The sequence below is a fragment of the Dactylosporangium sp. NBC_01737 genome (assembly GCF_035963215.1).
Lineage (GTDB): Bacteria > Actinomycetota > Actinomycetes > Mycobacteriales > Micromonosporaceae > Dactylosporangium.
Map to the genome: position 1 here is coordinate 5,304,215 of NZ_CP109153.1, position 14,621 is coordinate 5,318,835.

Below are 14,621 nucleotides of genomic sequence, written 5' to 3' on the forward strand. Positions count from 1 at the left end.
GCTGCGGTTGCCAGCCGGTGCCTCAACGCTGCGGTTGCCAGCCGGTGAGGTAGGCGTCGATGGTGGCGCCGGCCGCCTGCTCCGCGGTCAGCTGCGGGCGGTCCGCGGTGACGGCCGCGCCGGGGCCGCGGTTGTGGAACTCGGCGTAGCGGGCGTCGCGCCACGACCAGGTGCCGAAGTCGGTCCAGGGTGCGGCGCCGATGTGGGCGCCGATCGTGGAGTCGCGGATCACCGTCTGGCCGATCGCGTTCGGGTCGTTGCTCGGGTGCCATGGGCGGCCGAGGAAGACCGTGCCGGCGGGTGCGTCGCTGGTCAGCTTGCTGCCGACGATGAGGAAGCCGAACGGGTTGGCGATGGACGTGCTCGCCGCGGTCACGTAGCCGTTGTTGGTGGCCGAGCCGCGGTTCAGGGAGCGGATCTCGCAGCGGTCGAAGACGGCGGTGGCGCGGCCGAAGATGAAGTCGACGTCGCCCTCGACGTAGCACTTGCGGAAGTAGACGCGGCTGACGGTCGCGGCGTCCGGGCTGTTCACGTACAGGGTGTCCTGGTTGCCGAGGAAGCGGACGTTGTCGAAGACGAGCCGGTCGGCCCGGGTGAGGACCGCGACCGCCTGCTTCGAGGTGATCTCGGGGTGGGCGGCCTCGTCGAAGTCGTTGGCGAAGGTCAGGTTGCGGGCGTAGAAGTCGTCGCCGGAGATGGTGACCGACGCGCTGCCGGAGGTGCCCCAGGTGCCGCCCTCGGGCTTCGGGGTGCCGTTGGCGCGGTTGTCGGTGATCACGACCTGGGTGGGGTCGGCGCCCTGGCCGCGCAGCGTGATGTGCGGCTTGTCCGCGGGGATGATCACCTGCCCGCGGTAGATGCCCGGCTTGAGCTTGATCGTGAACGGGCCGGGGTTGCCCGGCGGCACGGCGTCGACGGCGGCCTGGACGCTGGTGAAGTCGCCCGAGCCGTCGGCGGCGACGGTCACGTACGGGCCCGGCCAGGCGGCGGCGGGCACGGCGGCGATCCCCGTGGCGGCGCTGCCGGCGACCGCGCACAGCACGGCGGTGATGAGAGTACGGCGGGAGCTCATCCATCGAGCTTTGCAAACCTTTGCAGCTCCGCGCAAGATGTAACGACGCAGGAATGCGCTTTCATAAGGGGTTTCCACGCGCGACTGACGTTGTCATAGCATCGGGCGACGGCCCGCCACGGGATTACCCACCGGTAGCAAGGCGGCTCCAGACTTGCCTGGCATTTACCGATGCCAATATGAGGGAGCCCGCCATGCCCCACCTCAAACGGCTGACCCTGCTCGCCGTCACGGTCCTCGCCGTGACGTTCGGCGGCCAGGTCACCCCCGCGCTCGCCGCCAACCCGTACGAGCGCGGGCCCGCGCCGACCGTCGCCTCGATCGAGGCGGCCAGAGGCTCGTTCGCCGTCGCGCAGAGCACCGTCGCCCGCAGCAGCGTCAGCGGCTTCGGCGGCGCCACCATCTACTACCCGACCAGCACCACCGCCGGTACCTTCGGCGCCGTCGCGATCTCGCCCGGCTACACGGCGTCACAGTCCAGCGTCGCGTGGCTGGGTCCCCGGCTCGCCTCGCAGGGCTTCGTCATCATCACCATCGACACCCTGTCCACACTGGACCAGCCGGCCAGCCGCGGCCGGCAGCTCCTCGCGGCCCTGGACTACCTGACCGCCAGCAGTTCGGTGCGCACCCGCATCGACGCGACCCGCCTCGGCGTCATGGGGCACTCGATGGGCGGCGGCGGCAGCCTCGCCGCGGCGAGCACCCGGCCGGCCCTGCAGGCGGCGATCCCGCTCACCCCGTGGAACACCACCAAGACCTGGTCGTCGGTGAGCGTGCCGACCCTCGTCATCGGCGCCGAGAACGACAGCGTCGCGCCCGTCGCCTCGCACTCCGAGCCGTTCTACACCAGCCTGCCCGCCAGTCTCGACAAGGCGTACCTGGAGCTGAACAACGCCTCGCACTCGGCGCCCACGTCCAGCAACGTGACGGTGGCGAAGTACAGCATCTCGTGGCTCAAGCGGTTCATCGACAACGACACCCGCTACGAGCAGTTCCTGTGCCCGAAGCCGGCCGGTTCCGCGATCCAGGAGTACCGCGACACCTGCCCCCATTCAGGCTGACGAATTCCTGTCCGTCAGTACACGAGCAGGACCCGCCGGGAGGGGGGAAACATTCCCGGCGGGTCCGTCCGTCGACCGGGCAACGGCGCTACGGCAGCGTCACCCGCTGCGCGTTGGTGCCGTTGCAGTCCCAGATCTGCAGCTGGGTGCCGTCGGTGGTGCTGCCGGCCGGGTCGTCCAGGCAGCGGCCCGACTGCGGGTTGCGCAGTGCCTGGCTGCCCGACACGTACGTCCACTGCTGCGCCCCGGTGCCGTTGCAGTCCCAGAGCTGGACCTTGGTGGCGTTGGCGGTGCCGCTGGCGGAGACGTCGAGGCACTTGCCGAGCGCCCGGACCGTGCCGTCACCGGGCAGGGTCCACTGCTGGGCGCCGGTGCCGTTGCACGACCAGACCTGGACCCTGGTGCCGTTGGCGGTGGCGCCGGCGTTGACGTCGACGCACTTGCCGACGCCGATCAGCGTGAGCGGGCCACCCGTGCCGCCGCCGCCCCCGCCGCTGGTGATCAGGAAGCGGTTGTTGGCCGTGTTCCAGTGCGTCGCCAGGTAGGAGCCGGCCGGCGGGCTGGTGTTGAAGTAGTCGTTCTTGTTGCAGTCCAGGCGGCTGTCCTGGGCCTGGTCGCCGCAGACGATCCGGATCACCGTGCCCGGCCCGTCGTTGTAGCACATGATGTCGTAGTCGTCGGTGCAGTGGCCGTACGCGGTGTGGTTCGGCGACGAGCTCATCACCGCGCCCATGGCGTGGGTGAGCTCGTGCGCGGCCGGGCCCGCCGACCAGCAGCCCGAGTCGACCCGGCTGAAGGACGCGCCGGAGTTGTTGGCGTTCTCCTGCCCCGGCCGGTCGTCCAGCGTGACGTACGCGACGCCGCACAGCGCGGTGGCGTCGACGTACATGAGGTACTTGCGGTCGGTGCGGTTGTAGCCGAGCGCCTTGATCGCGTTGACGGAGTTGCCGAAGTCGCTCAGCGCGCTGTTGGCGATCGCCACGTTCGACACCGCGATGTTGCAGCCGCTGTCGGTGACGAACCGGATGTGGCGGGTACCGCCGGTCTGCGCGGCGGAGGCGCTGTAGATGTCGTCGACGGCGGAGGACCAGGTGCGGATGGAGGCCAGGTACTGGTTGTACCGGTCGGCGTTGCCGGAGCCGCGCACGTACAGCACCTGGACGCGGTTGCCGGACTGCCCGTCGCCGTCGCAGACGACGCTGAGCGGGTTGACCGCGAGCCCCGTCAGCGGCGGCACGGACTTCGTCACGTCGAGGCCGGGGAACGGCGCGTCGGGCCCGTGGGTGCAGGCGCCGGGGACGGCCTTGACCTCGAGCAGGCCGGCGCAGCGGCCGGTGCCGGTCTTGAACCCGCCGTAGACGAGACCCCGGGCGGGGTCGTCCGCGGGCACGGCCGCGGATGGGACGTCGGCGGGGACGGCGGCGGGGACGGCGGCGGAGGACGGCGCGCTCAGGCCCGCCGTGGCCAGCACGAGTGCGGCGGCGGCGAGCAGGAGGCGGTGGGGATGGGGGACATGACGGTTCATGGACTCTCCCGGTGGCGGCCGGATGGTGACATCGTTGTCACCCGATCCCGCCAGTGTCGTCCTGACCATCACATTGGTCAATGCGTCGGGGTGCGCGAGGACCCGGGGGTAGGGGTTTCCCCACCACCGGGAGCAAGGCCCGCCGTGTGTCGCCGCGGCACCGCCTCGACCAGGCTCGACGTCATGAGAAACGACGCGGTCGTCGAGGTGCTCGACGTGACGAAGACCTATCCCGGCGGCGGTGCCCGCGCCCTGGACGGCGTGTCGGTGGCGTTCGCCGCCGGGACGTTCTGCGCGGTGATGGGTCCGTCGGGATCGGGCAAGTCGACCCTGCTGCACTGCGCCGCCGGGCTCGACCGGCCCGACACCGGCCGGGTCGTGCTCGCCGGCGAGGAGATCGGCGCGCTGCGGGAGCCCCGGCTGACCCAGGTCCGCCGCCGGCGGGTCGGCTTCGTCTTCCAGAGCTACAACCTGATGGACTCGCTGTCGGTGTGGCACAACGTGCTCCTGCCGCAGCGGCTGGCAGGTGTACGACCGGACCGCGGCTGGGCCAGGGACGTCATCCGCAGGGTCGGCCTGGCGGGCCGCGAGGACGACCGGCCCGCCCGGCTGTCCGGCGGCCAGCGCCAGCGGGTCGCCCTCGCCCGGGCCCTCGCCGGCCGTCCCCAGGTCATCTTCGCCGACGAGCCGACGGGTGCCCTGGACCTCGCCACCGGCCGGGAGGTCCTCGCCCTGCTGCGGGAGGCGGTCGACGGGCTCGGCGCCACGATCGTCATGGTGACCCACGACCCGGCCGCGGCGGCGTGGGCGGACCGGGTCGTGTTCCTCGCCGACGGCAAGGTCGCCGGCGAGCTGAGCGCCCCCACCGCGGAGCAGGTCGCGACGCGCATGACGGCGGTGAGCGCCCGATGATCCGCCTCGCCATCGGCACGCTGCGCCGGCACCGCGGCGCGTACGCCGGCACGTTCCTCGCCGCGCTGCTCGCCGTCGCGCTGCTGTCCGGCGGCGGGCTGCTGCTCGCGTCGGTCCTCACGGCGCAGCCGCCGGCGGACCGGTTCGCCGCCGCGGACGTCGTCGTCTCCGGCGAGCGGGCCGTCACCGTCGAGACCGTCACCCACAAACGCAAGAAGGACAAGGACAAGACCAAGCGGAAGGTCAAGACGGAGCGGCTCGCCGGCGCCGGCACCCTGCCCGCGGACCTCGCCGCCCGGCTCGCGGGCCTGCCCGGGGTCGCGTCGGCGGTGCCGGACCTCGCGTTCCCCGTCGAGGCGACGGCGGCGGGCCGGCCGCTGCGGGGCGCCGACGGCGCTCCCGTCGTCGGCCACGGCTGGGCGTCGGCGGTGCTCACCCCGTACACCCTGCGCACCGGCAACGCACCGGGACCCGGCGAGGCCGTCCTGGACGCCGACCTCGCCATCCGCGCCGGACTGGGCGTCGGCGGCGAGGTCACCGTCACCAGCCGCACCGGCGTGCGGACCCTGCGCGTCGCCGGGATCGCGGCACCCACCGGCCGGGACGCGCTGGCCGCGCAGGGGCGCTGTTCGTCGCCGACGCCGAGGCCGCCGCGCTGTCCGGCCTGGACGGGCCGACGGCGATCGGCATCCTCGCCGCTCCCGGCGCCACCGATGTGCGCGCCGCCGTCCAGCGGGCCGTCGACGGCGCGGTGCCGCCCGGTGGCACCGCCGGCGGGGGCACCCTCATCGGCACGGTCACGGTCCTGACCGGCGGCGACCGGGTCCGCGCCGACCTGCCGGGCGCGCTGCCGGACTACGTCGCCCCGATCTCGATCTTCGGATTCCTCATCGGCATCACCGCGTTCGCCGCCGTGTTCGTGCTCACCGGCACCGTGACCCTCGGCGTGCGGCAGCGGCTGCGGGAGCTGGCGCTGCTGCGGACGGCCGGTGCGACCCCCGGGCAGCTGCGCCGGCTGCTGAACCTGGAGAGCCTGCTGCTCGCCGGGTGCGCGGCGGTCCCCGGCGCGCCGCTGGGCATCGTGGTCGCCGAGGCCGTCGCGGAGCGGTTCCGCCGGCTCGGCGCCGTCCGCCGCAGTTCACCGTCCACGGCAACGCCCTGGTCCTCGTCGCCGCCGCGGCCGCCGGGCTGCTGGTCACGTCCGTCGCGGCCCGCGTCGCCGGGCGGCGCGCGGCCCGCATCGCCCCGACCCAGGCGCTGGCCGAGACCGCCGTCCAGCCCGCGGGCGGATGGCTCGCCAGGGTCCTCGCCGCGGTCGTGGCGGCCGGCGGCGCCGTCGCCGTGCTCACGTTCGTGCCGCTCGGCGGGCCGTTCGGGATGGGCATGAGCTTCGTGTCCTGCGCGCTGCTGCTGTGCGCGGTCGCCGCGCTCGGCCCCTGGCGGTGCGCCCCTCGTGGCCGTCGTGTCGCGCCTGCACGGCGCCGGCCCGGTCGGCCGGCTCGCGGGGCAGGTCACCAGGGCCGAGCCGCGCCGGGTCGCGGCCGTCGCGGTGCCCCTGGTGCTGATGTTCGCGATCAACGCCACGATGCTGCTCAACAGCCGGATGCTCACCGACGTCACCGCCGCCGAGCAGGCCGCCCGGACCGCACCCGCGACGGCCCAGGTGACCGCCGCGCAAGGGCTCGCCCTCGGCACCGCGCAGACGATCATGGCGGTCGGCGGCGTCACCGGCGCCGCGGCGAACCTGCCGACCCGCATCGTGGTCGTGGCCGGCGGCAAACCCGAGGACCACCCGGCGCAGGGCCTGCTCACCACCGGTTCGCAGGCCGCCCTGGACCTGGGGTTCAGCGCCGGCGCCACCGGCGGGGAGGGCACGTTCGCCGCCAGCCGGTACCTGGCCGGTCTGTACGGCTGGACCGTCGGGCAGGCCGTCGACCTCTGGCTCGCCGACGGGCACCGGGTCCGGCTGCGCCTCACCGGCGTCTACGAACGCTCCCGCGGCTTCGGCGACGCCGTCCTGCCCGCCGCCCTCGTCGCCGCGCACGACCCGCGCGGCCTGGTCCGCGGCATCGCCGTGCGCACCGGCGACGACGGCACCGCCGGCCGGATCCGTGCCGCCGTGCCCGGCGTGCTCGTGACCCCGGCGACCGGCGCGGCCGCGGCCGGCGACGCGCAGGAGCAGCAGGGCGCCTGGGAGCTCATGGTCGCCGTGTCGCTCGGGTTCACCGCGATCGCGATCCTCAACACGTTCGCCATCGCCACCGCCGGGCGCCGCCGCGAGTTCGCCGACCTGCGCCTCGCCGGCGCCACCACCGGCCAGCTGCACCGGCTCGCCGCGCGGGAGGCCCTCGTCGCCGTCACCGCCGGGCTCGTCCTCGGCGCGCTCATCACCGGCGTGGTCGTGGGTACGTTCAGCGTCGCGCAGGACGGCACGTTCCGGGTAATCGTCGACCCGGCCACGTACGCGACGATGGCCTTCGGCGTCGCCGCCCTCGGCCTGCTCGCCGGCGTCCTGCCGGCCCGCGTCCTGCTGCGCCGCCGGGCCCTGCCGGCCCTCGCCGACGACCAGTGACCGGGCGTGCGGTGACCGGGCGTGCGGTGATCTTGGTGGTCCGTGGCGCCGGTAGCATCGCGGGGATGCTGCGAGCGACGCTGCGGGCCCTGGCCTACCTGCTCACCGGCGTCGTCGCCGGGGTCGCGGGGCTGCTGTGGAGCCTCGCCGCGACCGTCGTCGTCGCCGTCCTGTCCGTCACCCAGCTCGGCGGCCCCGTGTTCCTCGCCGCGAGCTGGGTGACGCCGCCTCGCCGGCCTGGAGCGGCGGCGGGCAGGTTGGGTGGCCGGCGCCCCGATCGAGGCGCCGTACGTCCCCGTCACCGGCACGGTCCGCGGCCGGGCGGTGGCCGTCGCCGCCCAGCCCGCCACGTGGCGGGACCTCGCGTGGCTGATCGTGCTGTTCCCCCTCGGGCTCGCGTGCGGCATCGCCGCGGTCGTCGCCACCGCCGTCGACCTCGGCGCCGTCACCGCCCCGCTGTGGGCGTGGGCGGTGCCGAACCCCAGGGCGCCGTTCCCCGCCGACCCGCTGATGACCACCACGGCCGGCCGGATCGCCCTCGTCCCCATCGGGCTGCTGCTCCTGCCGGCCGTCGCCTGGCTCGACCGCACCCTCGCCCGGGTCCAGGCCGGCGCCGCCCGGATCCTGCTGCGGCCCGGTGCGCACCGGCGCCTGGTCGAGGAGACGGCCCGCCTCACCGAGACCCGCCGCCGGGTCGTCGACGCCCAGGCCGCCGAGCTGCGGCGGATCGAACGCGACCTGCACGACGGTGCCCAGGCGCGCATCGTCGCGGCCGGCATGACCCTCGCCCTGGCCGCCCGGCGGCTGCGGACCGGCGGCGGGTGCGCCGGCCGCCGCCGCCGACGTCGACCTCGCGCGGCGGCAGCTCGACGACGCCCTCGCCGAGCTGCGCCGCCTGGTGCGCGGCATCCACCCGCCGATCCTCGGCGACCGGGGGCTGCACGCCGCCCTCGCCGCGCTCGCCGGCGACAGCCCGCTCACCGTCGAGATCCACGGCGACCCGGCCGCCCGGTACCCCGCCGCGGTGGAGTCCGCCGCGTACTTCGTCGTCGCCGAAGGCCTCACCAACGCCGCCAAGCACGCCGGCGCGACCGCCTGCATCGTCAGCACCGGCACCACCGGCACCACGGTCACCGTCACCGTGACCGACGACGGCCGCGGCGGCGCCGACCCGGCAGGGTCCGGTCTCGACGGGCTCCGCCGCCGCGTCGAGGCCCTCGACGGCGAGCTCACCGTCACCAGCCCACCCGGCGGCCCGACCGTCCTGCGAGCGGAGTTCCCATGCGCATCGTGATCGCCGAAGACCTGCTGCTGCTGCGCGAGGGGATGGTCCGGCTGCTCACCGACACCGGGCACACCGTCGTCGCCGCCGTCGGCACCGCCCCGGCGCTGCTGGACGCCGCCGCCGAGCACCGGCCCGACCTGTGCGTCGTGGACGTCCGGCTGCCGCCCGGCTTCCGCGACGAGGGCCTGCGCGCGGCGCTGAGGCTGCGGGCCGGCGACCCGTCGGCGCGCGTGCTCATCGTCTCGCAGTACGTCGAACGCGCCTACGCCGCCGAGCTGCTCGCCGACGGCCGGGGCGGCGTCGGCTACCTGCTCAAGGACCGCGTCACCGCCCTGGACGACTTCCTCGACGCCGTCGAGCGGGTCGCCGGCGGCGGCACCGCCCTGGACCCCGAGGTCGTCCGGCAGCTGTTCGCCCGGGGCAGCCGCGACCGCGGCATCGACGGGCTCACCCCGCGCGAGCGTGAGGTCCTCGGGCTGATGGCGCAGGGGTTGTCCAACTCCGCGATCTGCGCGGCCCTGCACCTCGCCCCCGTGTCGGTGGAGAAACACATCACGAGCATCTTCGTGAAACTGGACCTGCCGCCCGCCGACGACGCCAACCGGCGGGTCCGGGCCGTCCTCGCGTACCTCAACGAGCGCTGACGACCGCATCCTCGGGCCGCGGCGGTGCGAGCGGCCGGATCCGGCCGCCGGGCGGCTTCGGCGGTGCCGGGCGGCGGACCGGCCGGAGCAGACGCATGCCCCGTACATCGGCAAATCGGGCGTCGACGTGAGCGGTGACGGAGCGCTACCCTGTCCGCACGCGATACCGCTCAGCTCGGCACCACACCGGCCGAACAGGACGTCGACCGGGAAATCCACCGGCACGTGACGAGGCGGTGAGGTCAGGCGTTGGACGAGCCGGAGCGGCACCCGAGCGCGCTCGCCGACGGCGCCCGTCGGTTGCTGCTGCTCTACGCCCCGCTCTTCGCCGTCGCGCTCGGCTGGGCCGTCGCCCGGGCCGCCGGGTATGACGGCGCGACGATCCTCGGCTGGCTGCCCGGCGCGCTGTCCCTCGCCGTCGCCTCGTGGTTCCTGTTCCAGGCGTCCCGCCTGGACCGGCTCGCCCCCGCCGGCCGGCGTTTCTGGCGGCTGATGGGGATCGCCGCGCTGCTCATCGCGCCGGCCACGAAACCCCTCACCGAGGCGAGCCTCGGCGGGCGCAAGTCCGGTCCCGTCCTCACCGGCGCGGTGCTGCTGCTCAGCGTCGCGTTGCTGCTGGTGCTGTGGGGGCTGCTGCGGCTGCCGACCCGCAGCCGCAGCCGCGGGGACTGGCTGCGGCTCGGGCTGGACGCCGCGACGGTCCTGGTGTGCTCCGCGACGTTCCTGTGGCAGTTCGTGCTCGAACCCATCTCCGACGCCCGCGCCGACGTGCCCCGCGCCCTGGGCCTGCTGGTGCTGAGCCTGCTGTGCCTGCTCGCGGTCCTCGCCGTGGTGAAGCTGATCCTGGTCGGCACCGACGCCGTCGACATGCTCGCGCTGCAGTCCCTCGCCGGCGTCGTCGTGCTCGGCGCGGCCGGCTCGGCGCTGGTGCCGGTGCTGCAGAACCCCCGGCACGCCGGGATCTCCGACATCATCACGACGCTCGAGGGCATCATGGTCGGCCTCGCCGGGGCCGTGCAGCTGCGCCGTGCCCGCCCGGCGGCCGTGGCACCGAAGCGGCGCCGCCCGTACAGCGTGCTGCCCTACTTCGCGCTCGCCGCCGTGTACGCGCTGCACATCTCCAACAGCGGCGACGGGCCCGTCCTGGCCGGTGCGGTCGCCGCGACGACGGCGGTCGTGCTGCGGCAGCTGCTGGCGTTCCGCGACAACGAGGCGCTGCTCGGCACGGTCCGCGACCACCAGCGCCTGCTGCACGAGCAGGCGACCCACGACGCGCTCACCGGCCTGCCCAACCGGGCGCTGTTCAACGACACCCTCGACGAGGCGTTCCACGGCGCGGCGATCCTCGTGGACCTCGACGACTTCAAGACCGTCAACGACACCCTCGGCCACCACGTCGGCGACGGCCTGCTCGTGGAGGCCGGCCGCCGGCTGCGGGCCGCGGTGCGCCCCGGCGACCTGGTCGCCCGCCTCGGCGGCGACGAGTTCGCGGTGCTGCTGCCGGGTGCGGACGACCGGGCCGCCGGTGAGGTCGCCGAGCGGATCCTCGCCGAGCTCGCCAACCCCGTCACGACCCACGGGCACCTGCTGACCGTCAACGCGAGCGTCGGCGTGGCGGAGCGGCTCGCCGACGACGACCCGCAGGCGCTGCTGCGCCACGCCGACATCGCCATGTACGCGGCGAAGCAGCGCGGCAAGGGCCGCCACGCCCGCTACACCCCGGACCTGGCGGGGCTGCTCGCCACGCCCGCGCAGCGCGCCGACGAGCTGCGCGCCGCGATCGGCGCGGGCCGGGTCGAGCTCACCGGCGAGCCGATCGCCCGGCTCGCCGACGGCGTCGAGGTCGAGCGGTGCCTGCGGGCCCGGTGGCCGTCGGTCGACGTCGCGGACCTGTCGGTGCCGCTGGTGCGCTGGTCCCTCGCCGAGGCGTGCCGGGTCACCCCGCCCGGGCGCGCGTTCACCGTCGAGGTGAGCCGCTCGGCGCTGCTCGCGCCGGGCTTCCCGCACGACGTCGCCGGGATCCTCGCCGAGGCCGGCGTCGCGCCGGGCCGGCTGACGCTCGCCGTGCCGGCCGCCCTCGCGGGGGAGGACAGCGCGGTCCGCGGGGCGCTGCAGGAGCTGCGCGGGCTCGGCGTGGGGCTCGCCCTGGACCACACCGGCACCGCGCAGGCGCGGCTCGACCTGCTCGCGTCGCTGCCCTTCACCCGCCTCGTGCTGGACGCCGCGCTGTTTCCGGCCGACGGCGAGGACCCCCGCCGGGAGGCACTGGTCGACGCCGTGGCGCGGCTCGTCGCGGCCACCGGCGTGGAGACGGTCGTCAGCGGGGTCCGCGACCCGGGGCAGGTGTCACGGCTGCGGGACCTCGGGCTCGCGCTCGGCTCCGGCCCGGCGCTCAGCGCGCTGTCGGATCTGCGGCTGTCGAGCCGGTAAAGCGCTGGTCACCCACCGTCAGCGCAGGAGCGCTCTCCTGCGATGGGCGCGGCGCCCTTCCTACGGATCGAAGAATAAGTGTGGGTCCGCTCTTGACAGGGCGCCCCGATCGGGCAACCCTCGTCCTTGGAGAGCGCTCTCCCACCCCAGACCCCGGGCCGCCCGCCTTTGGCCGCGGAGTCACACACCCCGGATGGCCGGACCGAGCACCACCGTGTCCCTGCGGTGGCGCTGCCGGCTGCCGCCCGCCCTGAAACCGGGAGCAATTGATGCTGACCGCCGCACGACCGGCGCACCGCCGCCGCCGGAATCTGTTCATCGCATCCGTCGCCGCCATCCTGATGGTGGCCACGTATGCGGTGACCACGACCTTCTCGGCGTCCGCCGCCGACACCCTCCTCTCACAAGGCAAGACCGCGCTGTCGTCGTCCGACGAGAACGGTGGCACGCCCGCGTCGGCCGCGTTCGACGGCAACACGACGGCCACCCGCTGGTCCTCGGCCGCCTCCGACCCGCAGTGGCTGCGTGTCGACCTGGGCCAGACCGCGACGATCTCGCAGATCAAGCTGTACTGGGAGGCCGCGTACGCGACGGCGTTCAAGCTGCAGACGTCCCCGGACGGCAACACCTGGACCGACATCAAGTCGGTGACCGGGGCGACCGGCGGCGCGCAGACCTACGACGTGACCGGCTCCGGCCGGTACGTGCGGATGTACGGGACCGCCCGTGCCACCGGCTACGGCTACTCCCTGTGGGAGTTCCAGGTCTACGGCTCCTACGGCGGCACCACCAACCCCGGCACCTGCAACACCGGCGTCAACGCCGCTCAGGGCAAGCCGGCCACCGCCTCGTCGGCGGAGAACGCGGGCGCCAACGCCGCCGGCGCGGCCGTCGACGGCAACACCGGTACCCGCTGGTCGAGCCTGTTCGCCGACCCCCAGTGGCTGCGCGTCGACCTGGGCGCGACCCAGTCGATCTGCCAGGTGACGATCAACTGGGAGGCCGCCTACGGCAAGGACTTCCAGATCCAGACGTCCAACGACGGCACGAACTTCACCACGATCAAGACCGTGACCGGTGGTACCGGCGGCATCCAGACCCTCGACGTGGCCGGCTCCGGCCGCTACGTGCGGGTGTACGGCACCGCCCGCGGCACCGGCTACGGCTACTCGATCTGGGAGTTCATCGTCCGCACCGGCACCTCCCCGTCCGGCTCGGCCTCGACCACCCCGTCGACCTCGCCGTCCGCGTCGCCGACCCCGTCGACGTCCACCGGCCCGATCCAGGGCGGCGGCGACCTCGGCTCCAACGTCATCGTCTTCGACCCGTCGCAGTCCACCGCGACCATCCAGACGAAGCTGGACCAGATCTTCGCCCAGCAGGAGACCGCGCAGTTCGGTCCCGGCCGCGTGCAGTTCCTGTTCAAGCCCGGCACGTACAACGGCCTCAACGCCCAGATCGGGTTCTACACCTCGATCAACGGCCTCGGCCAGAACCCGCAGGACGTCCGGATCAACGGTGACATCACCGTCGACGCCGGCTGGTTCCAGGGCAACGCGACGCAGAACTTCTGGCGCTCGGCGGAGAACCTGTCCGTCTACCCGGTCTCCGGCGTCGACCGCTGGGCCGTCGCGCAGGCCGCACCGTTCCGCCGCATGGACATCCACGGCGGCATGACCCTCGCGTCGCCGAACTGCGGCTGGGCCTCCGGCGGTTACATCGCCGACTCCCGGGTCACCGGCAACATCAACCCCTGCTCGCAGCAGCAGTGGTTCACCCGTGACAGCACCATCGGCAGCTGGAACGGCTCGGTCTGGAACATGGTGTTCTCCGGCGTGCAGGGCGCACCGGCGAACAGCTTCCCGAACCCGCCGTACACGACCCTGCCGACGAGCCCGATCACGCAGGAGAAGCCGTACCTGTACACCGACGCGTCCGGCGCCTACCGGGTGTTCGTGCCGTCGCTGCGCACCAACAGCAGCGGCGCCACCTGGATCAACGGCCAGACCCCGGGCACCTCGCTGTCGATCAACCAGTTCTACGTCGCGAAGCCGGGCGTCTCGGCCGCGACCCTCAACGCCGCCGTCGCGCAGGGCCTGAACCTGCTCTTCACCCCCGGCGTGTACCACCTGAACAGCACCGTCAACATCAACCGCGCCGGCACCGTGGTCCTCGGCCTCGGCTACGCCACGATCGTCGCGGACAACGGCGCCCTGCCGATGGCCGTCGGCGACGTCGACGGTGTCAAGATCGCCAGCCTGCTCTTCGACGCCGGTCCGACGAACTCCCCGGCGCTGCTGCAGGTCGGCCCGAACGGCGCCTCCGGCAACCACGCCACCGCCCCGAACCTGATCTCCGACGTGTTCCTGCGCGTCGGCGGCGCGGGCGCGGCCAAGGCCAGCGCGGCCCTGATCGTGAACAACAACAACACGATCATCGACCACATCTGGGCGTGGCGCGCCGACCACGGCGACGGCGCGGGCTGGACCTCCAACCCGTCCGACAACGGCCTGATCGTCAACGGCCAGAACGTGCTCGCCTACGGCCTGTTCGTCGAGCACTTCAACAAGTACAACGTGGTGTGGAACGGCAACGGCGGCCGCACGATCTTCTTCCAGAACGAGCTGCCGTACGACCCGCCGTCGGCCGCCGCCTGGTCGCACGACGGCATCGTCGGCTACGCCGCGTACAAGGTGGGCAACAACGTCACCACCCATGAGGGCTGGGGGATGGGCAGCTACTGCGTGTTCACCACCGACGCCTCGATCGCCGCGTACCACTCCTTCGAGGTGCCCAACACCCCGAACGTCAAGTTCCACAACATCTTGACGGTGTCGCTCGGCAAGGGCTCGATCACCCACGTCATCAACGACACCGGCGCGGCCGCCCAGGCCTCCGCGGTGACGCCGTCCAACGTGGTCAGCTACCCCTGATCCGCATCTGCCAATTAGACGGGGGCCGGTCCTTCGGGACCGGCCCTCTCACCGCGCCGCGGAGACCTGAACACCGAGGGCCGGTCTCCCACGCCGGGAGCCGGCCCTCGGTCACGCCCGTGGCAGCGCACGGAGGGCGACCACGGGATGGGCGCGTATGCGCGATCCCAGCCACGCGGCACGCGGG

At 73.8% G+C, this 14,621-nt stretch carries 11 protein-coding genes and 1 pseudogene; 10 read left to right on the top strand and 2 right to left on the bottom strand.

What is annotated here, in order from left to right; all coding sequences use genetic code 11:
• Nucleotides 1-22: 22 nt before the first annotated feature.
• Nucleotides 23-1,072: a pectinesterase family protein gene (locus tag OHA72_RS23920; protein WP_327010013.1), complete on the bottom strand. Its 1,050-nt coding sequence runs from the start codon at nucleotides 1,070-1,072 to the stop codon at nucleotides 23-25.
• A gap of 194 nt (nucleotides 1,073-1,266) precedes the next feature.
• On the opposite strand from OHA72_RS23920, the gene bdeA reads away from it, so the two are divergent.
• Nucleotides 1,267-2,133: a bis(hydroxyethyl) terephthalate hydrolase gene (gene bdeA / locus OHA72_RS23925; RefSeq protein WP_327010014.1), complete on the top strand. Its 867-nt coding sequence runs from the start codon at nucleotides 1,267-1,269 to the stop codon at nucleotides 2,131-2,133.
• An 88-nt stretch (nucleotides 2,134-2,221) separates the two neighbouring features.
• Here bdeA and OHA72_RS23930 read toward each other — a convergent pair whose 3' ends face one another.
• Complete coding sequence (locus tag OHA72_RS23930) at nucleotides 2,222-3,658, bottom strand: ricin-type beta-trefoil lectin domain protein (RefSeq protein WP_327010015.1); 1,437 nt, start codon at nucleotides 3,656-3,658, stop codon at nucleotides 2,222-2,224.
• A 183-nt stretch (nucleotides 3,659-3,841) separates the two neighbouring features.
• Between OHA72_RS23930 and OHA72_RS23935 the strand changes: the two genes are divergently transcribed.
• The 9 genes and pseudogenes from OHA72_RS23935 (at nucleotide 3,842) to OHA72_RS23975 (ending at nucleotide 14,434) form a co-directional block, all read left to right on the top strand.
• Nucleotides 3,842-4,570 (top strand): ABC transporter ATP-binding protein, encoded by a 729-nt coding sequence (locus tag OHA72_RS23935; protein WP_327010016.1) that lies wholly within the window; start codon nucleotides 3,842-3,844, stop codon nucleotides 4,568-4,570.
• A complete protein-coding gene (locus tag OHA72_RS23940) occupies nucleotides 4,567-5,379 on the top strand; it encodes a hypothetical protein (RefSeq protein WP_327010017.1) in 813 nt (270 codons plus the stop codon). Before OHA72_RS23935 ends, OHA72_RS23940 begins: the two co-directional genes overlap by 4 nt.
• The gene (locus tag OHA72_RS23945) at nucleotides 5,322-5,957 is read left to right on the top strand and encodes an FtsX-like permease family protein (RefSeq protein WP_327010018.1); all 636 of its coding nucleotides are present in this window, start codon (nucleotides 5,322-5,324) and stop codon (nucleotides 5,955-5,957) included. Before OHA72_RS23940 ends, OHA72_RS23945 begins: the two co-directional genes overlap by 58 nt.
• 66 nt (nucleotides 5,958-6,023) lie before the next feature.
• Nucleotides 6,024-7,142 (top strand): ABC transporter permease, encoded by a 1,119-nt coding sequence (locus OHA72_RS23950; protein ID WP_327010019.1) that lies wholly within the window; start codon nucleotides 6,024-6,026, stop codon nucleotides 7,140-7,142.
• 261 nt (nucleotides 7,143-7,403) lie between these two features.
• Nucleotides 7,404-7,712: pseudogene (locus OHA72_RS23955) on the top strand (sensor domain-containing protein); the annotation flags it as partial.
• Nucleotides 7,713-8,040: 328 nt separating this feature from the next.
• Complete coding sequence (locus OHA72_RS23960) at nucleotides 8,041-8,436, top strand: sensor histidine kinase (protein ID WP_327011649.1); 396 nt, start codon at nucleotides 8,041-8,043, stop codon at nucleotides 8,434-8,436.
• Nucleotides 8,424-9,071, top strand: coding sequence for a response regulator transcription factor (locus tag OHA72_RS23965; RefSeq protein WP_327011650.1), 648 nt, complete (start codon nucleotides 8,424-8,426; stop codon nucleotides 9,069-9,071). Before OHA72_RS23960 ends, OHA72_RS23965 begins: the two co-directional genes overlap by 13 nt.
• Nucleotides 9,072-9,320: 249 nt before the next feature.
• On the top strand, nucleotides 9,321-11,501 hold the full coding sequence (locus OHA72_RS23970; RefSeq protein WP_327010020.1) for a diguanylate cyclase domain-containing protein: 2,181 nt from the start codon (nucleotides 9,321-9,323) through the stop codon (nucleotides 11,499-11,501).
• A 269-nt stretch (nucleotides 11,502-11,770) separates the two neighbouring features.
• On the top strand, nucleotides 11,771-14,434 hold the full coding sequence (locus OHA72_RS23975; protein ID WP_327010021.1) for a pectate lyase-like domain-containing protein: 2,664 nt from the start codon (nucleotides 11,771-11,773) through the stop codon (nucleotides 14,432-14,434).
• Nucleotides 14,435-14,621 lie beyond the last annotated feature (187 nt).

Coding starts and splice junctions, on each gene's coding strand:
- bdeA (WP_327010014.1), top strand. CDS start 1,267: ATGCCCCACCTCAAACGGCTGACCCTGCTCGCCGTCACGGTCCTCGCC.
- OHA72_RS23930 (WP_327010015.1), bottom strand. CDS start 3,658: ATGAACCGTCATGTCCCCCATCCCCACCGCCTCCTGCTCGCCGCCGCC.
- OHA72_RS23975 (WP_327010021.1), top strand. CDS start 11,771: ATGCTGACCGCCGCACGACCGGCGCACCGCCGCCGCCGGAATCTGTTC.
- OHA72_RS23935 (WP_327010016.1), top strand. CDS start 3,842: ATGAGAAACGACGCGGTCGTCGAGGTGCTCGACGTGACGAAGACCTAT.
- OHA72_RS23965 (WP_327011650.1), top strand. CDS start 8,424: ATGCGCATCGTGATCGCCGAAGACCTGCTGCTGCTGCGCGAGGGGATG.
- OHA72_RS23920 (WP_327010013.1), bottom strand. CDS start 1,072: ATGAGCTCCCGCCGTACTCTCATCACCGCCGTGCTGTGCGCGGTCGCC.
- OHA72_RS23940 (WP_327010017.1), top strand. CDS start 4,567: ATGATCCGCCTCGCCATCGGCACGCTGCGCCGGCACCGCGGCGCGTAC.